The 19,182-nt window shown below is 49.9% G+C and carries 22 protein-coding genes and 1 tRNA gene; 21 read left to right on the forward strand and 2 right to left on the reverse strand.

The features are described 5' to 3' along the window. Positions 1 to 2: 2 nt before the first annotated feature. The 9 genes from BQ7364_RS08285 (at position 3) to BQ7364_RS08325 (ending at position 5,233) form a co-directional block, all read left to right on the forward strand. Positions 3 to 1,376 carry a nucleotidyltransferase family protein gene (locus BQ7364_RS08285; protein ID WP_072684287.1) on the forward strand — a complete coding sequence of 458 codons (1,374 nt, stop codon included), beginning with the start codon at positions 3 to 5 and terminating at the stop codon, positions 1,374 to 1,376. 64 nt (positions 1,377 to 1,440) lie between these two features. Continuing rightward, complete coding sequence (locus BQ7364_RS08290; RefSeq protein WP_072684288.1) at positions 1,441 to 1,914, forward strand: SpoIIIAH-like family protein; 474 nt, start codon at positions 1,441 to 1,443, stop codon at positions 1,912 to 1,914. Between the two features lie 77 nt (positions 1,915 to 1,991). Further along, the gene (locus BQ7364_RS08295) at positions 1,992 to 2,330 is read left to right on the forward strand and encodes an Asp23/Gls24 family envelope stress response protein (RefSeq protein WP_159432779.1); all 339 of its coding nucleotides are present in this window, start codon (positions 1,992 to 1,994) and stop codon (positions 2,328 to 2,330) included. 51 nt (positions 2,331 to 2,381) lie between these two features. Beyond that, positions 2,382 to 2,786, forward strand: coding sequence for a PPC domain-containing DNA-binding protein (locus tag BQ7364_RS08300; protein WP_072684290.1), 405 nt, complete (start codon positions 2,382 to 2,384; stop codon positions 2,784 to 2,786). After that, a complete protein-coding gene (locus BQ7364_RS08305) occupies positions 2,786 to 3,640 on the forward strand; it encodes a patatin-like phospholipase family protein (RefSeq protein ID WP_072684291.1) in 855 nt (284 codons plus the stop codon). The genes BQ7364_RS08300 and BQ7364_RS08305 overlap by 1 nt, the downstream gene beginning before the upstream one ends. A gap of 288 nt (positions 3,641 to 3,928) precedes the next feature. Further along, complete coding sequence (gene infC, locus BQ7364_RS08310; RefSeq protein WP_072684292.1) at positions 3,929 to 4,471, forward strand: translation initiation factor IF-3; 543 nt, start codon at positions 3,929 to 3,931, stop codon at positions 4,469 to 4,471. Between the two features lie 22 nt (positions 4,472 to 4,493). Continuing rightward, positions 4,494 to 4,688, forward strand: a complete 195-nt coding sequence (gene rpmI / locus BQ7364_RS08315; RefSeq protein ID WP_006059109.1) for a 50S ribosomal protein L35 — start codon at positions 4,494 to 4,496, stop codon at positions 4,686 to 4,688. Positions 4,689 to 4,708: 20 nt separating this feature from the next. Beyond that, positions 4,709 to 5,068, forward strand: coding sequence for a 50S ribosomal protein L20 (gene rplT, locus BQ7364_RS08320; RefSeq protein ID WP_072684293.1), 360 nt, complete (start codon positions 4,709 to 4,711; stop codon positions 5,066 to 5,068). 89 nt (positions 5,069 to 5,157) lie between these two features. Further along, a tRNA-Glu gene (locus BQ7364_RS08325) sits at positions 5,158 to 5,233 on the forward strand. Positions 5,234 to 5,288: 55 nt separating this feature from the next. On the opposite strand, the gene BQ7364_RS08330 is transcribed toward BQ7364_RS08325, so the two are convergent. Further along, entirely contained in the window at positions 5,289 to 5,513 is a 225-nt protein-coding gene (locus tag BQ7364_RS08330) for a helix-turn-helix domain-containing protein (protein WP_072684294.1), read from the reverse strand. 350 nt (positions 5,514 to 5,863) lie between these two features. Here BQ7364_RS08330 and BQ7364_RS08335 point away from each other — a divergent pair, with 350 nt between their 5' ends. The 10 genes from BQ7364_RS08335 to BQ7364_RS08385 all read left to right on the forward strand — a co-directional run bounded on the left by BQ7364_RS08335 (position 5,864) and on the right by BQ7364_RS08385 (position 15,961). After that, positions 5,864 to 6,709: an Mrp/NBP35 family ATP-binding protein gene (locus tag BQ7364_RS08335; protein ID WP_072684295.1), complete on the forward strand. Its 846-nt coding sequence runs from the start codon at positions 5,864 to 5,866 to the stop codon at positions 6,707 to 6,709. After that, positions 6,697 to 7,083 (forward strand): NifB/NifX family molybdenum-iron cluster-binding protein, encoded by a 387-nt coding sequence (locus BQ7364_RS08340; RefSeq protein ID WP_072684296.1) that lies wholly within the window; start codon positions 6,697 to 6,699, stop codon positions 7,081 to 7,083. The genes BQ7364_RS08335 and BQ7364_RS08340 overlap by 13 nt, the downstream gene beginning before the upstream one ends. A 94-nt stretch (positions 7,084 to 7,177) precedes the next feature. Then, entirely contained in the window at positions 7,178 to 7,753 is a 576-nt protein-coding gene (locus BQ7364_RS08345) for a GNAT family N-acetyltransferase (protein ID WP_072684297.1), read from the forward strand. Next, the gene (locus BQ7364_RS08350; protein WP_072684298.1) at positions 7,750 to 8,652 is read left to right on the forward strand and encodes an ABC transporter ATP-binding protein; all 903 of its coding nucleotides are present in this window, start codon (positions 7,750 to 7,752) and stop codon (positions 8,650 to 8,652) included. The genes BQ7364_RS08345 and BQ7364_RS08350 overlap by 4 nt, the downstream gene beginning before the upstream one ends. Next, positions 8,627 to 10,645, forward strand: a complete 2,019-nt coding sequence (locus BQ7364_RS08355; protein ID WP_072684299.1) for a hypothetical protein — start codon at positions 8,627 to 8,629, stop codon at positions 10,643 to 10,645. The genes BQ7364_RS08350 and BQ7364_RS08355 overlap by 26 nt, the downstream gene beginning before the upstream one ends. 61 nt (positions 10,646 to 10,706) lie before the next feature. Beyond that, the gene (locus BQ7364_RS08360; RefSeq protein WP_072684300.1) at positions 10,707 to 11,381 is read left to right on the forward strand and encodes a response regulator transcription factor; all 675 of its coding nucleotides are present in this window, start codon (positions 10,707 to 10,709) and stop codon (positions 11,379 to 11,381) included. After that, a complete protein-coding gene (locus tag BQ7364_RS08365) occupies positions 11,365 to 12,831 on the forward strand; it encodes a sensor histidine kinase (protein WP_072684301.1) in 1,467 nt (488 codons plus the stop codon). The genes BQ7364_RS08360 and BQ7364_RS08365 overlap by 17 nt, the downstream gene beginning before the upstream one ends. A gap of 629 nt (positions 12,832 to 13,460) precedes the next feature. Next, complete coding sequence (gene ltrA / locus BQ7364_RS08375; protein WP_072683574.1) at positions 13,461 to 14,759, forward strand: group II intron reverse transcriptase/maturase; 1,299 nt, start codon at positions 13,461 to 13,463, stop codon at positions 14,757 to 14,759. Positions 14,760 to 14,945: 186 nt separating this feature from the next. Beyond that, the gene (locus BQ7364_RS08380) at positions 14,946 to 15,425 is read left to right on the forward strand and encodes a MarR family winged helix-turn-helix transcriptional regulator (RefSeq protein WP_072684302.1); all 480 of its coding nucleotides are present in this window, start codon (positions 14,946 to 14,948) and stop codon (positions 15,423 to 15,425) included. Then, positions 15,422 to 15,961, forward strand: a complete 540-nt coding sequence (locus BQ7364_RS08385) for a flavodoxin domain-containing protein (protein ID WP_072684303.1) — start codon at positions 15,422 to 15,424, stop codon at positions 15,959 to 15,961. The genes BQ7364_RS08380 and BQ7364_RS08385 overlap by 4 nt, the downstream gene beginning before the upstream one ends. A gap of 72 nt (positions 15,962 to 16,033) precedes the next feature. Here the strand turns inward: BQ7364_RS08385 and BQ7364_RS08390 are convergent, their stop codons facing one another. Then, positions 16,034 to 17,461 carry a spore germination protein gene (locus BQ7364_RS08390; protein WP_083538501.1) on the reverse strand — a complete coding sequence of 476 codons (1,428 nt, stop codon included), beginning with the start codon at positions 17,459 to 17,461 and terminating at the stop codon, positions 16,034 to 16,036. A gap of 107 nt (positions 17,462 to 17,568) precedes the next feature. Here BQ7364_RS08390 and BQ7364_RS08395 point away from each other — a divergent pair, with 107 nt between their 5' ends. Beyond that, positions 17,569 to 17,904: a hypothetical protein gene (locus tag BQ7364_RS08395; RefSeq protein WP_006059125.1), complete on the forward strand. Its 336-nt coding sequence runs from the start codon at positions 17,569 to 17,571 to the stop codon at positions 17,902 to 17,904. 5 nt (positions 17,905 to 17,909) lie between these two features. Further along, positions 17,910 to 19,076 carry a cation:proton antiporter gene (locus tag BQ7364_RS08400; protein ID WP_072684305.1) on the forward strand — a complete coding sequence of 389 codons (1,167 nt, stop codon included), beginning with the start codon at positions 17,910 to 17,912 and terminating at the stop codon, positions 19,074 to 19,076. Positions 19,077 to 19,182 lie beyond the last annotated feature (106 nt).

The raw sequence follows: 19,182 nt of genomic DNA on the forward strand, positions 1-19,182 counted from the left end.
CCATGCGTCTTGAACTGTTTGATTTGATCGACGATTCGGTCAAACTGCTGGAACTGAACAACCCGTCCTACCAATATGTCGAAGGGGCGATCAAAGGCTGCTTCGAGCATCTTCTGGAAGACTATATGGATTATGTCGTCGGCTTCAGTTCGCGGATAAAATCAATCGGGTCGCTGAAGGAAAAAATGATCCGCAACAAATATTACCTGCAGTTTTCAACCGGCGAGGAGGTTTTGAATTTTCTTCCCGATTTGATCGGACTGACCGTGGAATGCCGCTTTATCAGCGATGAAAACCGGATTTACCAGGCGATCCGCCATCATTTCAGCTTTGTCGAGGGACAGGAATATGCCCAATGCATGCTTTATCCCGATCTCTGTCTGAATCTGGCGATGCCCCAGCCCCAGCTGCAGCGCAACGGCTTTACGATTTACCGGATCGACGGCTATTATCTGTTCAACGGCCGCAAGGTGAATTTTGAGCTGCAGATCAAATCCATGGTGCATTCCTTCTGGAGCGAGATCGAGCATCAGGTCGTTTATAAAAACACCCAGTACGTGATGTTTGACAGCTTCATGAAAGATATTCTGGCTTCAATCCGCGATAATCTGGACGTCGTCGATCACCAGCTGGAAATCGTCTATACGCAGATTCTCAATCAGAATAAAGACAAGGATATCGGCATGAGCGAACGCGGATTCAAGATGTTCATGGCGAAATCGATCAGTGATCTGTATGCGATTAAGATGATCGAGTCGATCGGGTTTACGACCGATTTCAAGAAATGCAGCGCTGTGCTCAGCCAGTACATCTACATTAAAGATTTTGTCCAGTCGGACCAGCCGCAGCAGAAAATGGTCGAATATTTCGAACATTTCAACCTGCTGAAAATCAGCGATCTCGATTTCACGGAACCGATCACGCTGGAAAAAGAATTCATTCATTACGATCCGTTCTGCGATGTGCTCGGCCGCTATTGGCAAAGCATCATCAACATTGATTTTGAGTGGCACGTGTTCTTCGTCATGCTTTTTGCGATCCAGCCGGGCAACAACATTCAGGACTTCACGATGTTTGTCGAAGTGCTGAAATCGCTGATTGTCAATCGTTTCTGGTACGAGAAGAAATTCACGACGCTGGACAGCGTCAGCGCTCAGACGATCCGCGATGATCTGCTGCGGTGCGTCGCGGAAGCGATGGTGGAGGTCGGCAAGATCGAGATCATCCACGAAGACCGCCTGCTTCAGATCATGGAGCTGTTCCACGATGAAATCGACGGTCTGGACGATGCGTTGGGAAGTATGGAGGAATATCAGCTGCAGCGCAAGGATATTCTGGCGCAGCTGAAGCATAAAATCTGCGCTCTGTTTTATTGACAGTCAAATCGCTCATAACGGACAAGCCTGCCGCATACAGTACAAGTGAGCAGGAGGCCGTGATATGAATAAACAGGCATTTGCATTTCTCACTTTATTTACATTGATTCTGATGCTTTCAATCTACTATGTGACGCTGCCGGCCGATCAGGGACAATTAAATCCCGATCAGCTTTTAACCGGACAGAACGAGGATCAGGATTCCCTGGCCACGATGCAGCAGCAGCTGCAGGACAAACATAATGCCCAGGCCCAGAACTCTCAGGCAATCGTCGCGTCGCCTTCAGCCAGCACCGAAGAAAAACAGGATGCCTTGCAGCAGGCGGGACAGGTGGAACAAAACAGGAAAACCGAAGAAACGATCGTCGCGGCGCTGAGTCAGGCTGGAATGGAGGGATGCGTGGCGGAACTGCAGGACGAGGTCGTGCGGATCGGCTGTCCGAAAACGCTGGCCGGCGCCGAGAACGCGTCCAAGATCATGAAGATCGCCGCGGATCAGCTGCAGGATGAACGGGTGCCGGAAGTCACGTTTAAGTAGACGGCGCTAAAAATAAAAACCCCGTTTCATTTTCTTTGGCAAGTTTGGCTTTCTCTGGTATAATAGGAACAAAGAAGGTGAATAAATTGGCTCAGGAATATATTCAGATTAAAGAAAAAGACGAAGGCACAGGCCTGATTGCCTTATCAAAAGGTGTATTTGAAACGATTGCCCAGATCTCGATCGACGACGTCGATCAGGCGTATGCGATCGAACCGACAACGCTGAAGAAACCGATTCAATGCAAAATCGCGAACAACCGTTTAAACGTCATGGCGGAAATCAAAGTAAAATTTGGAGCCAACGTGAATGCGGTCTGCGAAACACTGCAGGATCGGATCTATCAGAATATTCTGCAGATGACCAGCCTGAAATGCAATCTGGTTGACGTCAAGGTCGTTGGATTTCTCTTTTAACAAACAGCCGGATTTCTTCCGGTTTTTTCTTTTTTACAGGAGGTATTGAAGATGAATACAGAATGTTTCAGAGTGCTGCCGGGACAGGATCTGGCAAAGACGATTGAACGCTATTGCGCTGAGCGTCAGATTACCGCCGCGGCGGTTGTGGCCTGTGCCGGATGCCTGCGCGTCGTCCGGTTTCGGATGGCGGACGGCGTTACGATCTATGAAAAACAAGTCGATGCGGAGATCGTTTCGCTCAGCGGCACGATCAGCGAACAGGGAATGCATGTGCATATCAGCGTCTGCGACCAAAAGCTGCATACCTTCGGCGGCCATTTAACCTCCGGCTGCATCGTCAATACGACGGCCGAGGTCGTCCTGCTTCATCTGGATCAATGGCGGCTGACGCGCACGCCGGATCCGGCGACCGGTTATGACGAGCTGAACGCAGAAAGGATCGGTGAAGCGTAATGGGAGAAACGAAAATCGGTCTGGTACTGGAAGGCGGCGGGATGCGCGGCGTGTATACCGCAGGTGTGCTGGACGCTTTTTTAGATGCCGGCCTGGAATTTGACGGGACGCTGGGCGTTTCCGCCGGCAGCTGCCATGCGGCCAGTTTTTTATCGAAACAGCGCGGCCGGGCTTACCGCGTCAACGTCAGCTACCTTAATGACTGGCGCTATTGCAGCGCACGTTCATGGCTGACCACCGGTGATTTCTTCGGCGCGAAAATGCTTTACGATACGATTCCCAATCAGCTGGATTTGTATGATCATACCGCATTTGAACAACGCCGCGGCTGGTTTCGCGCCGTGGTCACCAATCTGGCGAGCGGTGAAGCGGAATATCCGGTAATCGAAGATCTGCATCGCGATATCATCTGGCTGCAGGCGTCCAGTTCGCTGCCGTTGTTGTCGCGCACAGTCAAAATTGAGGGACAGGAATATCTGGACGGCGGGATCAGCGATTCAATTCCAGTTAAGGAAGCGATGCGCCTGGGCTGTGAAAAGAACGTTATCGTCTTGACCCAATGCGCCCAATACCGGAAAAAACCGAATGAGCTGATGCCATTGATCCGCGCGAAATACCGCCGCTATCCCAAGCTGATCGAACTGATGGCGACCCGTCATTTGCGCTATAACGAAACATTGGAAGAAATTGAAGCGCTGAAGCAGCAGGGCAAAGTCTTTGTGATTCAGCCGCAAAAACCGGTCACGATCGGCCGGCTGGAAAAGAACCGTAGTGAGCTGCATGCCTTATACCGCGCCGGTGTGGAAGACGGCGCCGCGCAGGCGGAAGCGCTGCGGGAATTCATGGGACGCTGAAATCAGGACGAAGAGAACGTCCAGTCCGGTATGGATCCGGCTTGTTCAGCAGGGAAACGCCGCCGGGCTGACCGTTTGCATGTCCAAAGCAAATTCGGATAAGTTTTGGAAAAAACCTTTGACAAGCCGCAGGTTCCATGGTAAAGTAAACAAGCAAAGAAAAAGTATGTAGAAAGTAGAAGTGCCCCTTCTCACCTGATGTCCTTCAGACTTGGGTTGACGCTGCAAACACAAAGAGAACTGTGTAAGTAGAAGCGGGTATTCTAGGAGTACCTGCTTTTTTGTAGTATGGAGGTGTCGTTTATTAGCAAGAAAGTCATGACCAACGATGATCTGGTCAATGAAAACATTCGTTTCAAAGAAGTCTTAGTCATTGGCCCTAAAGGAGAGCAGCTAGGCGTGATGATGCGCCGGGAGGCCCTGGAAAAAGCCTACGATTATGAACTTGATCTGCTGTGTGTCGCTCCAAATGGAAATCCGCCGGTCTGCAAGATTGTCGATTACGGACGGTATCGTTTTGAGGCGCAGAAAAAGGCGAAAGAAGCCAAGCGGAATCAGCATGTCACAGAGGTTAAACCCATGCGCTTATCCCCGGTTATTGATACGCATGATTTTGAAACCAAACTTCGTCAGGCCCGCAACTGGGTTGAAGATGGAATGAAGGTTAAGATCGATATGCGCTTTCGAGGCCGTTTGATCACGCGCCTGGAGGTCGGTAAAAAGGTTATGAATAGCTTCGTCGAACAGATGTCGGATATTGCATCCGTTGAAAAGGCTCCGGCCCTGGAAGGCAATACGATGTCTGTGGTTCTGACACCGAAGAAGAAATAAAAAAGTATAGGAGGACTTGATTATGCCAAAGATGAAAACAAAAAAGGCGCTGGCAAAGCGTGTTAAAAGAACAGGCAGCGGAAAACTGAAGAGAAGCCATGCTTATATCTCTCACTTTGCAGCGAACAAAACTCATAAACAGAAGGTACAGCTGAGAAAGTCGGCACTGGTTGACAAGACCGACATGAAGCGGATCAAGTACCTGATTCAGGACTAATTAGAGGAGGACGTTAGAACATGCCAAGAGTAAAAGGCGGAACTGTAACCCGCGCAAGAAGAAAAAGAACATTAAAGTTAGCGAAGGGCTATTTCGGCTCGAAGCACCTGCTGTATCGTACAGCTCATGAACAGGTCATGCGTTCTCTGCGTTACTCCTATATCGGACGTAAGCAGCTGAAGCGCGATATGCGCAAACTGTGGATCGCACGAATCAACGCAGCAGCGAGAATGAACGATATGAGCTATTCTCAGCTGATGCACGGCTTAAAGCTGGCCGGCGTTACGATCAACCGCAAGATGTTGTCGGAAATCGCGATTCACGATGAGAAGGGCTTCAAGGCAATCATCGAAACCGCAAAGACGGCATTAGCGAAATAAGTCAGAACCCCGATGAAAAAAAAAACGGTGCAAATTGCACCGTTTTTTGTTGAATTTGCCGCAGGAATAAGCTATAATAATTAAGCACTGGCTCGTTGGTGAAACGGTTAACACAGCGCCCTCTCAAGGCGTCATTCACGGGTTCAAATCCCGTACGAGTCACCATAGATAAAATAAGACCCTTATCCAAGGGTCTTTTTGTTGGTTCAGTGCAGAAAACTCAAAGCGAAGTTTCGCAATCAGAATCGGCTGGCCGGATACAGACAATTTTTTCAATCGGGACCTCCAGAATCGAACACAAGATATCGACGGTGACTAAGGTCAGCGGCTTATTTTTGCGCATGCGATGAATCGTACCGCGGCTGATATTATGATGGTAGATCAAATCGTACTGGGTTACGCCGGTTTCCTTTAAGGTTTTCCAAAATGGACTGTAATCGATCATAAATTCACCTCATTTCATTACCATTCTAAGCGGTGAACGAAAAGGTTAATATTGCCAACAATTCAGGAATATAGCCGGTTAAGTGAAGGAAAAGCGGTTTTCGTGGTATTCTATCCCTGTTTTCCGGCTTTATTCCTCAGGGATTAGGATCTGCAGTAAATCTTGAAAAATGTAAAAAAAAGCTGGAAATGTCAGGAAATTACCGGAAATTAACCGCCCTTTAAATCCGTATTCGAACAATTGGGAGAAAATTTGGGAAGCAATTTGAAAGATTTCAGGCACAGCGTTGGATTGTTCGGCTTAGAAATGATATAATACATAACGTCAGAAAAGAATTGAGGTATTACGATATGAGCGAAACATGCAATCACGACTGCGGCAGCTGCAGCGCTAACTGCGCCAGCCGGCAGGAACCGCAGAGCTTTTTGGAAAAACCGAATCCGAACAGCCGGATCCGCAAGATCATCGGCGTCGTCAGCGGCAAAGGCGGCGTCGGCAAATCATTAGTCACTTCGTTGTTAGCGACGACGATGCAGCGGCGCGGACATCAAAGCGCCGTCATGGACGCCGATATCACCGGACCGTCGATTCCGAAGGTGTTCGGGATCCATGGCATGGCGTATGGGAACGACGACGGCATTCTGCCAGCCGTCAGCTCGACCGGCATTCAGATCATGTCCGTCAATCTGATGCTGGACAATGAGGAAACACCGGTGATCTGGCGCGGCCCGATTTTAGCCGGCATGGTCAAGCAGTTTTATGGCGAAGTCATCTGGTCGGACGTCGACTTCATGTTCGTCGATATGCCGCCGGGAACCGGCGACGTCCCGCTGACCGTATTCCAGTCGCTGCCGTTGGACGGCATCGTCGTCGTCACCTCGCCGCAGGAGCTGGTTTCCATGATTGTCGCCAAAGCCGTCAACATGGCGAATATGATGAACATTCCGGTATTGGGCGTCGTGGAAAATATGAGCTATTTGGAATGCCCGGACTGCGGCAAGAAAATCGAAGTCTTTGGTCACAGCAAGCTCGATGAAGTCGCGGCTGAAAAGGGTCTTGATATTCTGGCGCGGCTGCCGATCAATCCGCAGTTTGCCAGTCTGTGCGACGCCGGCCGGATCGAAGATTTTGAAGGCGATTGGATGACGAAAGCCGCCGAAAAACTGGAAGGATTGTTGGAAAAATGGAACAGGTAGCAGCGATTCCTTATGAAAACGGACAGGTTTTCGGACATTACGGCAAGACGCGGCAATTTCTGATCGCGACGATTGAAGCAGGAAAAATCGTAACCAGCGCGATTGTGCCGACCCAGGGCAAAGGCCATGGCGAACTGGCGGGCTTTTTAAAGGAACACGGCGTCACAGCGTGTCTGTGCGGCGGCATGGGCGAGGGTGCTTACCAAACGTTGAGGGCGCAGGGCATTGCGGTTATCCGCGGCGTCAGCGGCAGCGCGGAAGCGGTGCTGGCAAGCTACGCGCAGGGCCGGATTGCGGATGATCCTGAAGCAGTCTGCACGCATCATCATGATCATGACGAAAGTCATAGCTGCAGCTGCGGAAAACATTCGTAAGAATTTGAATCCTGTCATAAAGGCTTAAGAAATTGAGCCTTTTTTTCATTTCCCAGCTCGGCTATAATGAAAGAAACAAAGGTAGGAGATTGCGATGAACATCAAGAAAATGATCGGAGAGAAAGTCATTTTATCCCCGTTGGACAGTCGGGAAGCGGAGCGGCTTGTTCATTGGGTCAATGATTTGGAGGTAACGCTGGGCACGACGCTGGCCGCTACCAGCATGACCTTGGATAAGGAAACTGAAATGTTAAAGCAGATGGAGCAGGGCGGCCGGGATTTTTATATCGTGGCCCGCGACAGCAGGCAGCCGATCGGCACCTGCGGCATTACGAACTGGGATCCAATCAATCAGTGGGCCAGCGTCGGGATTATGATCGGCGAGCGGAACTATCACAATCAGGGCTGCGGCAGCGAAGCGCTGGCGTTGTTATGCGATTACTGCTTTAATCTTTTAAACTGCCACAGCGTTCATCTGGAGGTCTATTCGTATAATCTGCCGGCCATCGCCTGTTACAAAAAGGTGGGCTTTCAAGAATGCGGACGCTATCATCAGGCGAAGAAGATCGGCGGACAGTGGTATGATTGCATCCAGATGGAACTGTTTGCGGAACAGTTTGATTCCTGCTGGGTAAAACCTGCCGTAAAGCGCAGGCAGGGAAACGCATGATCATCGCAGAAAATCTCGGCAAGAAATTCCGGAATAAAACCGTGATCCGGCAGATGAACTGTGCTATCAAAGAGGGCAGCATCTATGGGCTGGTCGGCGCCAACGGGGCGGGGAAGTCAACGTTTTTACGGATGTTGGCGGGGGTGTATCAGCCCAGCGAAGGCAAGGCCGAGATCAATGGGGAAGCGGTGTTTGACAACGCGAAAATTAAAAAGGAGATCGTCTTCATCCCTGATGAGCTGTACTTTTTTCCCAACTACAATTTCCGCATGATGGCCGATTATTACGCCAGTCTGTACGAACATTTCGACCGCCATCGCTTTCAGATGCTGTGCGATCATTTCAAGCTCGACACTGAGGCGCGGATTCAGAATTTCTCCAAGGGTATGAAGCGGCAGGGCGCGCTGATTCTGGCGCTGTCGACCCGGGCCCATTATTTCTTCTTTGACGAAACGTTTGACGGTCTGGATCCGGTCATGCGCTCATTGGTGAAATCAGTGCTGTCCGAGGACGTCGCGCAGCGCAGCTCGACCGTCCTTTTAACCTCGCATAACCTGCGGGAGCTGGAAGATCTGTGCGATCACATGGGCTTGCTTGTAGAAGGCCGGATCATGTTTGAAAGCGACATTGATTCGTTGAAAACCGAGATGTTCAAGGTTCAGATCGCGCTGCCGGACAAAACGTTCGACCGCGATGAATTCCATCAGCTCAAGGTGCTGTATTACAAGAAAAGCGGTTCGATCGCAACGATGATCGTCAAAGGCGACCGTGAGCTGGTCACCGACGTACTTCGCAGCAAGCAGCCGATCATCCTTGATCTGCTTCCGCTGTCGTTGGAAGAAGTGTTTATTTATGAAATGGAGGGATACGGCTATGAGTTCGATTCGCTCCGTCTTTAATTTTAAAGTATTCTGGCAGAACTTCCGCAGCGCGCAGGGACTGCTTCTGGTGGCGATGATCATCTACCAGGCCGGAATTTTAATCAACTGTTTTTCGTTCAGCCGCACGCCGGGGATGACCCGGGTCGTCGCGTTTTCCGAAATCTCGGGAATTATCAGTCTCTGCGCCTGTTTTCTGCTTCCGATCGCGGCCTGCGTGACGCTGTTTGATTTTCTTTTCAGCAAAAAGAAAAGCGACCTTGTGTTTTCTTCACCGATCCCGCGCAAAACGCTGTACTGGTCCAACTGGGCCGGGGGCATGATTTTTCTGTTGATCAACGTTTTGATCGCTTCGCTGATGCTGCATGTCACGCTGCTGCGCAATCCGCAGCTGATCGTCGAAAATGGCGTCGTGATCCGGTTTCTGATCTTATGGGGCTTAAGCATGATGATGGTGTATTCGTGCTGCTGCCTGGCGGTGTCGCTGACCGGCAACCGGTTTGTGCAGTTTGTGCTGGTCGCGGTGCTGACGCTATTGCCGGGGTGGTTCCACTATACGTTCCAGACGCAGTTTTACAATTATGATCAGCTGTCCCAGGTTGACTATTCAAGTCAGAAAGCGACGGAAACGCTGACCAATCCTTATTCCATGCGGATTGTGCAGGATGAGGGAAAGGTGGATACGCTGCCATATATCGCTTTCGATCAGTTGATCAGCAGTCTTTCCGGGATGCGTCAGTCGTTCAGGGTGACGGATTACAACAACCACACAGCGTTCAGTTACAGCCGCTGCTGGATCATGCTGATCAATCTGCTTGCCGCCTCGGCGCTGGGCAGCTGGGCGTTTATCCGGCGCAAGGTCGAGGTAGCGGAGACCTCCTTTATCAGCGAAGCCGCGCATGAAGCGGTGCGGATTGCGGCGTTTGTGCCGATTTTCTATACGCTGGGCATGAAAGACTGGGTTTCGGCAGTTTTATATGCCGGAATCTTGTTGATTTTATATCATCTTTACGATTATCTGGCGCGGCGCGAATTCATCAGCCTGCGCAGGACGCTGATCAGTTTTCTGGCGGTCGTGGCGATCGCGGCACTGATCCGTTTTCCGATGCGGATTCTGGTCCGCCGGGAAGCATCGCGGCAGATTTCAATCGAAGACGTCAGCGCTGTCGCGCTGGCCCCGGCCTCCACGCTGGGATCGCGTCAGCATGAGGCGCTTTTACAGCTCAAACTGGACGATCCGGAGCTGATCCGGCTGGTTTTTCAAAGCAATGTCAACAGCGAATACACCGAAGGTTCAATTCATATGATCGTCCGGTTTTACCAGGACCGCGGCTACTCTGATTTCTACGTTAACTTCGCGCCGGAACAAATCCCGCAGCTGGAAACGCGGTTAGGCGCCAACGATCAATATCAGCTGCTTTACCGCAGCCTCGATCCGCAATCGGTCTACTGGATTGAGGCCAACGGGATTTCGGCTGGTCTGGATAAAGCCGAGGTCGATCAGCTGGTCGCACAGCTGCAGCAGGAACAACAGCAGCAGAATTTTGCCGATCTGCTGCATGAAACAAAACAGATCGCCTGCCGTCAGTCCGACGAGTCCTATTGCTTTTTAAGCCTGACGCTGGTCTCGTTTGAAAACGGCGAGCGGACGGAACAGAATGTCGATCTGCTTCGTTATCAGTCGGTATTTCAGCTGTACAGTTCGTTTGTCAACCAGCAGTTTTTAAAAACCTATGCCGATAACGTGCGCTTTCTGAATTTTTACAGCATGTACGACAATCAGCTTGAACAGATCCGGCAACAAACCGATTTGGATTATGAAAGTTTTAATCTCCGGCTGTCTCAATGGCTGAACGAGAATCTGCCGACTCAGCTGCAGAAAGCGCCGCTCTCTTCAGAAGAATTCCTGTCGATCACCTATTATGATTCCCAGCGGCAAAGTCAGGGGGCAATTTTTATCGAGAAGAACGAGAAGTGGCAGGAATTTGTCAGCTCATTAATTCAACCTGAATAAAATTCACTTAAAATTCACATCGTCAGGGTAAAATAAAAAAGAAATCAGGAGGTGCATCCCAATGGTCAAAATCTTGGTGGTCGACGACGAGCAGCGGATTCGCGAGATGATCCGCAAATATGCTGAATACGAGGGCTTTGCGGTGGATGAAGCCTGCGACGGTCTGGAAGCGGTCGACAAGGCGCTGAAGGAAAACTATGATCTGATCGTCATGGATATCATGATGCCGAATCTGGACGGTTTTTCAGCGTGCCGGGAAATCCGCAAAACGCATGAAACCGTACCGGTTATTCTGTTGTCGGCATTGGGCGAGGAATACGATAAAATTCATGGATTCGATTTGGGCGTCGACGATTACGTTGTCAAGCCGTTCTCGCCGAAGGAGCTGATGATGCGGATTCACGCGATTTTAAAGCGGACCTCCCAGAGCGAGAAAAAAGAGCTGATCAAGATCAACGATCTGACGATCGACTTTACCGGGCGGATTGTGAAGATCAAGGATGAGAAACTGAATTTATCGCCGAAGGAATATGATCTGTTATTCTATCTCGTTAAAAACCGCGGGATTGCGCTGACGCGGGAGAAGCTGCTTCAGAATGTCTGGGGCTATGACTTTTTCGGCGATGAGCGGACGTTGGACACGCATATCAAGCTGCTGCGTAAGAATCTGCGGGAATACAGCCGCTACATTACGACGCTCAGAGGGGTAGGCTATCGTTTTGAAAACGGAAACTAGTCTGCAATGGAAGCTCGTTAAATATCTTCTGGCGTTTGTGATCGCGCTGTTAGCGCTGCTATGGCTGTTTCAGGTCGTTTTTCTGGACAGTTTCTATCAGCGGTTTAAGATCGAGGGCATTGAAAAGATCGGCAATACGCTGGCGGCGAATCTGCAGAGCGAGAAGTTTACGGAAATTGTCGCCCAGCAGGCCCGCCAGAACGACGCGTGCATCCGCGTGCTGCAGGGCATCTATCAGATTCAGACGACCAATACGATGGGCTGCCAGATCTATAATCTCAAGAACAGCGATATCGCTCATTACATCGCGTTAGCGGAGGCCAATGGCGGCGATTATCTGGATATTCAGTCGGAGCAGGTTGTCAGTGAACTGCCCAACGGGAGTTTGCTTTTTTCGAATAAACAAGGATCGCGGAATTTGATTTACTTTAAAATTGTTGAGGACAACAGCGCGCTGAAAACGATCATTATGGTCAATACGCATATCTCACCGGTCAATGCGACGACGGAAACGCTGCGCACGCAGCTCAGCTATATCGCGCTGATCGTCATCATCGCTTCGCTGGGACTGGCCTATCTGATGTCCCGCAAGATTGTCAAACCGATCGTCAACATCAATCAGAGCGCCCGGCAGATGGCGGAGGGAAATTATGATATTGTCTTCACCGGCCGGGGGTATAAGGAAATCACACAGCTTAATGATACGATGAATCACACGACGCGCAAGCTGAAGGAAGTAGATCAGATGCGCCGGGATCTGATTGCCAACGTCTCGCATGATCTGCGCACGCCGCTGACCATGATCAGCGGATATGGCGAAATGATGCGCGATCTTCCGGGTGAAAACACGCCTGAAAATGTTCAGGTTATCATCGACGAAGCGCACCGGCTTTCCAATCTGGTCAATGATCTGCTGGATCTGTCGAAGCTGCAGGAAAAGAAGATAGAGCTGCATGCCCGAAATTTTGATCTGACGCAGTTGATCGAAACGGTGCTGCACCGATATGAAAAGTTTACGACACAGGACGGCTTTGATATTCAGTTTCAACACACCGAATCTGTTGTGGTCAACGCCGACCCGGATCGTTTAGGTCAGGTCTTGTATAATTTCATTAACAACGCGATCAACTACTCGCTGGAGGATAAACGGATTGTAATTCGTCAGACAATCGTCGATGGTCAGGTGCGCGTGGAAGTGGAAGATCATGGCGAAGGGATCAGCGAAGACAAGCTGAACTATATCTGGGACCGGTATTACAAGATTGATAAGACGCATAAGCGTTCCAGCGCCGGCAGTGGAATCGGACTGGCGATTGTGCGGGAAATTCTGGAGCTGCACCAGGCACGATACGGCGTGCGCTCCCAGGTCGGTCAGGGCTCGGTGTTCTGGTTTGCGCTTCCGCTTGCGGCGTCTGCGCCGCAGGAAAAGTGTGCTTCGGAACATTCCTGACAGGTTGACTGAAATGTTTGTCAGTATTTGTTTCAAAATAAAGATCAGTTTTGACGCAGGCGCCGTGAACGAGGGCCTGCGTTTTTTTTCGTGTGCCGGGCATGGCATACATCTAGTTGGTGAAAATCCAACCACGGGTATTTACCGCCAAGTGTAGTGAACCACAAGTCGTTAGCAGTGATGTTAAGGGTGAAGGAAGTGGTGTAGCAAAATCTTCGAGGTTACGAACAGAAACCTGATGAGGCTAAATGGTGGATAAGGTTGCGAAACAAACCAAAGTCCAAAAGGTAAACGTAAAACCAAGACAGTAAATCAGGAACTTGTGAAGATAGGAAAGAGATGTATGTCTTACCCCGGGAGGTCTTGTGAACGATGAAGTCCAATAAACTTTAAAATCAGGGATGGTAGCATCGGTCGAAAAAGGTTTATCACAAGAAGTCAGCTGAGGTCATATTAGTTATCCAGCCTAGATAACGAAGGACTTAATGTATGTATAGTGTGAATCACTATGAGAAAATGTTCAAGCAATCCGAAAATGAGGATACTCTGAAACAATGAATCGTAATCATTGATGAGGAAAGTAGTGGGGATGGTCTTGGATAAATCTACGAGTAGAGGAGGAACAGCGAATGAGATTGATAGAAAAGATGCTAAGTAAAAGAAATATGGAACTGGCGATAAAGAAAGTCAAGAGTAACAAAGGCGCACCGGGTGTTGATAACATGATGGTGGAAGAAATTGACAAATATTTTGAAATACATGGAGAGGAAATTATAACCGCAATCATGAATATGAAATATAAACCAAAGCCAGTAAGGAGAGTCTATATACCAAAAGCAGATGGAAAGCAAAGACCGCTAGGTATACCGACAGTAACAGATAGAGTAATACAACAAGCATTAGCGCAGATACTGAGCGAAATATATGAACCACATTTCAGTGAAAACAGTTATGGGTTTCGCCCCAATAGAAGTGCACATAATGCGATGGAACAAGTATTAGAATATCTAAACGAAGGATACGAATGGGTTATTGACATAGATATAGAAAAATATTTCGATACAGTACATCATGACAAGTTAATCTCAATACTTAGAGAACATGTGAATGAAAGAGAAATACTGCATCTGATACGTTCGTTCTTAAAAGCAGGAGTTATGGAAGATGGACTAGTAAGTCCAAATGAAGCAGGAGTACCACAAGGAGGACCACTCAGTCCAGTACTATCAAATATATATTTAGATAAGCTTGATAAAGAACTTGAAGAGAGAGGGCTGCGCTTTGTGAGGTACGCTGATGATGGTAACATCTTCGTAAAGAGCGAAATGGCAGCAGAAAGAGTAATGAAATCAATCACATGGTGGCTAGAAAGAAAACTATTCTTAAAAGTGAGTGCGACAAAGACCAAAATCGTAAGACCGACGAAAAGTAATTTTCTAGGTTTTACGTTCTGGAAAGGAAGTATGGGATGGAAGTGTAGGCCAAGCGATAACAGGAAAGCGAAGTTATGCATGAAAATCAAAGAAATACTAAAACGGAAACACGCAGTAGCAAGACCATTAGCAGAGACATTTAAAAGAATAAACCAAATTATACGAGGATGGATAAACTATTTCCGTATCGGAAGTATGAAACAATTCTTGGATAAATTCGGACAATGGTTAAGACACAAAATAAGAGTGGTTATTATTAAGCAATGGAAGATACCGAAACGGATTTATATAAATCTGCAAAGACTGAATAAACTGCAAAATTTTTCCTTTACAGAGGAAGACATATTTAAAGTAGCAAATTCAAGACTAGGATGGTATCGAAGATGTGGAATGAATGTGGTAAACTACATCTTAAATCCCAGAATACTAGCCATAAAGAAAAAGGAAAGACAAGGCTTAGTCAATCCTTTAGAGTACTATCTAAGTTATTCGTGACAGCAATACATATGTAGCGCCGTATACGAGATCCGTACGTACGGTGCAATGGGAGGGGCGAAATTTATTTTCCCTCTACCCTATTCCTTGCCGTCTTGAAGCGTGCCGGCGGCGATTGACAGCTGCGCCGCGGCTTGTTACAATGAAACAAGAAAGGTAACTTGTTACCTGTAAAAGGAGAACAACATGGAAATTTCCGATTTGGTGAGGCGCTTTTCCGATATGCCCGAACATCAGCGAAAAGCGATCTTCAGCCAGCTGATGATCGCCGCGAACCGGCTTCAAACAGTTTTTGATCATGAAATACCGCAGGTTACGTTGAAACAGTTCATGCTTTTAACAATGGTCCGGCAGTCTGATCAGCAGCTGACCCTCACGCAGTCAGGCAAATTGTCAGGCTGTTCGCGTCAGAATGTGAAAAAGCTGGCGGAAGCGCTGCAGCGCAAAGGATTTGTCCGCGTGCATCCTGACGCCGCAGACAGCCGCGCCTCACGGATTGAACCCACGCCGGCGCTGGAGGCTTATTTTAATTCGCTGAGCACTTTGTTCCAACAGCGGCTGGCGACGTTGTTCGCGGATTTCAGCGAAGCGGAAACGGAACAGCTTTTTCAGCTTTTGGTTAAATTAGCGGCGGGGATCGACGCGCTGGAAGGAGAACGGGCATGAAAAAAGTTCTGGTTCTGGTTCAATCAAAGTATGGCGCTTCGCGGCAATATGCCAGGTGGCTGGCGGAACGGATAGCCAGCGATCTGGCGGAAACAAAAAATTTTGATCCGCAGAATTTTGATCGTTATGCAAAGATCGTGCTGGTGGGCGGCGTGTATGCTGGAACGATGGCCGGCGTAGATTTTCTGAAAAAACACCGGGCGCGTTTAAACGGGAAGATGATCGCCGTGTTCGCGGTGGGCGCCAGTCCGGCGGATGCGGACGAACTGAATCGGATGCAGCATTGGCTGAACGAAAGGCTGCCGGATGCGGCGTTATTTTACGGCCGGGGGCGTTATGATGAGCAGCAGATGAATTTTATGGACCGCACGCTGTGCCGGATGCTGAAAAAATCACTGCTTAAAAAAGATCCGGCTACTCTAAAGCCCTGGGCACGGGCAATGCTGGAAAGCGAAGGGCGGGGGGCTTGCGACTGGTGCGATCCGAACGCCTTGGAGCCGCTTTGTTCCGTCTTGAAGAATGAAATGAACGAATAAGATAAGACTGCGGCATGGGAGAGTGATCCATGCCGCAGCCGTTTGATTCCAGAGAAAATGAAGGAAAATAATTTATTGTTTTTGTCCGGGATGGCGATGGTCCGCCGGTTTGCGCAAAAGCAGCGAGCGCAGCTTTGTGCCGTCGTAGGGATAAAGCGGATAGCAGTAGTTGCCTGACAATGTGTCGGTCTTCAGCATCAGCACGATGATTGCGGCAGTTCCCACAACCAGCCCCCACGGGCCGAACAGCGCGATCAGAATCAACAAGCTCATCCGGAAGAATTTGAAGCTGTACCCCAGTTCAAAGCTGGGCTGGGCATAATTGCTCAGCGCCACAAAGGCCATATATAAAATGACCTCGCCGTTAAACCAGCCGGTGCTGACGGCATATTCGCCCAAGATCACTGCGCCGAGGATGCTGAAGGCGCTGGATAAAGACGAAGGGGTGTTTAACGACGCCAGCCGCAGACCGTCGATCATCACCTCAATGATCAACAGCTGCGCTAATACCGGAATTGCGGCACTTTGTTCGATCAGGATGAAATGCAGATTTTCCGGCAGCAGCCAGGGACAGCGCAGCGCCAGATACCAGCAGGGCGTAAAGAATAACGTCAGGAAAAAGATCAGGATCCGCACCAGTTTTAAATACGTTCCGATCAAAGGCGGAAAGTAATAATCATTGGCTTCCTGAAAGAAATCGAAGAAATGCGTCGGCAGAATCATCGCCGAGGGCGTGTTGTCTGTCAGCACGATCAGATTGCCTTCAAGGATACTGGCGCTGGCAGTATCGGGGCGCTCGGTAAAGCGGATCCGCGGCAGTGGGTTGAGCCATTGCCTGGGTAGCAGACATTCCGCCAGACTTTCCTGAGACAGACTCAGACCGTCAACCTCGGTGTCATTCAGTTTCGTCCGTACTTTCTCCAGCAGTTTTCGATCAACCTTGTCGCGCAGATAGCACAGCACGACATCGGTTTTGGACCGGCTGCCAACCTGAACATATTCATAGATCAGTTTCGGATCGCGGATCCGCCGGCGGATCAAAGCAGTATTGAAGATAAGCGTTTCAACGAATGCATCACGCGAGCCGCGCAGCACGCGGTCATCCTCCGGTTCCTGCATCGAGCGCACCGGATAGCTGCGGGCGTCGATCAGCACCGCTTCCTGCGCGCCCTCGGCCAGAAACAACAACGTTCCGCTCAACACGGCGTCAACCGCTTTGGCCAGATCGGTCGTGCCTTCCACTTCCAGATAGGGGATCTGTCGGGCCAGCCAGCCGCTGATGGAAGCCTCCGCCAGCGGATCCAGCTTCATCATGTGCTCCATGATTTTCTCCATTACTTCGTCCTTGGCGAAGCCGTCGATAAAGATCAGCTCGCCCTGACCTTGCTTGAGATCAAAGACGGTGCTGACGCAGTCAAAGCTCTCCTCAATCGGCAGCCGCCGGTGCAGATCGGCGGAGAACTCGACGGTGAAAGCGCTTGATTTTTCCAAAAAAATCACCTCGTTTCCAGTATTCCCAAATCTGCGGTTTTCTTGCGGGGAAATTCCTTGTCAAACAGAAAACCGGTGCTATAATAAAACAGGTTTTAAGAAAAGAGGGACGTTGTATGGAATTATTATTTTTTGTCATGAATCAGATTGATAAATTAGATCAGCTGCTGAAAGACTTATCGAACGAAAAGAAATTCAGCGCGACGATCATCGACAGCGCGGGGATGGCGCGGCTGTTGGCGGATCACGATTATCTGTTCGGCTCGCTGCGAGCGCTGTTAAACAACTCGCAGGTCAACAGTAAGACGATCTTCATGGTGCTCAATCATGAGGATGTCGAACACGCGGTGCAGATCATCGAAAAGAACGTCGGCAATCTGGACGAGCCGAACACGGGCGTCGTCTTCACGGTGCCGGTCAGCTATGTTAAGGGCATTGTGAAGAAGGGGTAATCACGATGCAGCAGTTAATGAGTTTAGCGATCCTGCTGCTGACGGGATTGGTTTTCGGCCGGCTGATGAAGCTGGTTAAAATGCCGAACGTCACCGGCTATCTGATCGGCGGTCTGATCGTCGGTCCATCCATTTTAAATCTTGTGCACGCCGATGCGCTCAGTCAGCTCGGCTTTATTTCCAGCGTGGCGCTGGGCTTCATCGCCTTTTCAATCGGCAGTGAATTCAAGGCCAGCTATTTCAAACGCGTCGGCATGACGCCGATCGTCATCGCGATTCTGGAAGCGATGGTGGCGGTCGTGCTGGTTATCGCCTCGCTGATCGCCTTCGGTTTTGATCCGGCATTCTCGTTTGTGCTGGGAGCCATCGCGGCGGCGACCGCGCCGGCGGCGACGATCATGGTCATCCGCCAGTATCGTGCGAAGGGGCCGGTGACGGAAACGCTGCTGAGCGTCGTCGCGCTGGACGATGCGGTTGCGTTAATCGGCTTCGGTATCGCGGTGGCGATCGCCCAGATGATCGAAAACCCGGGCAGCGGTAATCTGATGATGCAGCTGATGGATCCGGTGATCGAGATTCTCGGTTCGCTGGGCAGCGGCGCCGTTCTGGGTTTTCTGATGTTGATTCCACTGAAGTTTTTCCATGATGAAGATAACCGGCAGGCGCTGATCTACGCGTTTATCTTCATTGCGCTGTTTGTTTCCAGCACGTTTGGCTTCTCGGATCTGCTGACGTGCATGGCGATGGGCGCGGTCTTTGCGAACATCTCTAACGAAAGCGACAAGGTCATGGCGATTGCCGACCGCCTGACGCCGCCGATCTTCATGGCGTTCTTCGTCCTTTCCGGGGCGGATCTGAAGCTGAGCATCCTGCCTTCGATCGGCCTGGTCGGCATCATTTATGTCGTCATGCGCGTGGTCGGCAAGTTCTTGGGCGCCTGGGCAGGGGCAAAGATCATGCATGCCAGCGAACCGGTGCAGAAGTATCTGGGCTGGGCGTTATTGCCGCAGGCCGGCGTCGCGATTGGTCTGACCGTCGTCGCGCAGACCGTTGTGCCGCAGTACGCGGAAACCGTGCGGGCAGTTGTCCTGTGCGGTACCCTGATTTATGAACTGATCGGTCCGAGCGTGTCCAAGTGGGCGCTGACGCAGGCGGGCGAGATCGTGGAATAAGAATGAAGCAGAGCGTTCGTTTTGAGACGATGTTCTGCTTTTTCTCTGCCGGAAAGAAAAAGAAATCCGAAATCGTGATCGGATTTAAGCGGAAAGACGTGACAAA

It is taken from the genome of Holdemania sp. Marseille-P2844, from assembly GCF_900120005.1.
GTDB lineage: Bacteria > Bacillota_I > Bacilli_A > Erysipelotrichales > Erysipelotrichaceae > Holdemania.

Coding starts and splice junctions, on each gene's coding strand:
- BQ7364_RS08300 (WP_072684290.1), top strand. CDS start 2,382: ATGAATACAGAATGTTTCAGAGTGCTGCCGGGACAGGATCTGGCAAAG.
- BQ7364_RS08335 (WP_072684295.1), top strand. CDS start 5,864: ATGAGCGAAACATGCAATCACGACTGCGGCAGCTGCAGCGCTAACTGC.
- BQ7364_RS08305 (WP_072684291.1), top strand. CDS start 2,786: ATGGGAGAAACGAAAATCGGTCTGGTACTGGAAGGCGGCGGGATGCGC.
- infC (WP_072684292.1), top strand. CDS start 3,929: ATGGAGGTGTCGTTTATTAGCAAGAAAGTCATGACCAACGATGATCTG.
- rpmI (WP_006059109.1), top strand. CDS start 4,494: ATGCCAAAGATGAAAACAAAAAAGGCGCTGGCAAAGCGTGTTAAAAGA.
- BQ7364_RS08330 (WP_072684294.1), bottom strand. CDS start 5,513: ATGATCGATTACAGTCCATTTTGGAAAACCTTAAAGGAAACCGGCGTA.
- BQ7364_RS08360 (WP_072684300.1), top strand. CDS start 10,707: ATGGTCAAAATCTTGGTGGTCGACGACGAGCAGCGGATTCGCGAGATG.
- BQ7364_RS08385 (WP_072684303.1), top strand. CDS start 15,422: ATGAAAAAAGTTCTGGTTCTGGTTCAATCAAAGTATGGCGCTTCGCGG.
- BQ7364_RS08395 (WP_006059125.1), top strand. CDS start 17,569: ATGGAATTATTATTTTTTGTCATGAATCAGATTGATAAATTAGATCAG.
- BQ7364_RS08355 (WP_072684299.1), top strand. CDS start 8,627: ATGAGTTCGATTCGCTCCGTCTTTAATTTTAAAGTATTCTGGCAGAAC.
- ltrA (WP_072683574.1), top strand. CDS start 13,461: ATGAGATTGATAGAAAAGATGCTAAGTAAAAGAAATATGGAACTGGCG.
- BQ7364_RS08345 (WP_072684297.1), top strand. CDS start 7,178: ATGAACATCAAGAAAATGATCGGAGAGAAAGTCATTTTATCCCCGTTG.
- BQ7364_RS08340 (WP_072684296.1), top strand. CDS start 6,697: ATGGAACAGGTAGCAGCGATTCCTTATGAAAACGGACAGGTTTTCGGA.
- BQ7364_RS08350 (WP_072684298.1), top strand. CDS start 7,750: ATGATCATCGCAGAAAATCTCGGCAAGAAATTCCGGAATAAAACCGTG.
- BQ7364_RS08400 (WP_072684305.1), top strand. CDS start 17,910: ATGCAGCAGTTAATGAGTTTAGCGATCCTGCTGCTGACGGGATTGGTT.
- rplT (WP_072684293.1), top strand. CDS start 4,709: ATGCCAAGAGTAAAAGGCGGAACTGTAACCCGCGCAAGAAGAAAAAGA.
- BQ7364_RS08285 (WP_072684287.1), top strand. CDS start 3: ATGCGTCTTGAACTGTTTGATTTGATCGACGATTCGGTCAAACTGCTG.
- BQ7364_RS08380 (WP_072684302.1), top strand. CDS start 14,946: ATGGAAATTTCCGATTTGGTGAGGCGCTTTTCCGATATGCCCGAACAT.
- BQ7364_RS08290 (WP_072684288.1), top strand. CDS start 1,441: ATGAATAAACAGGCATTTGCATTTCTCACTTTATTTACATTGATTCTG.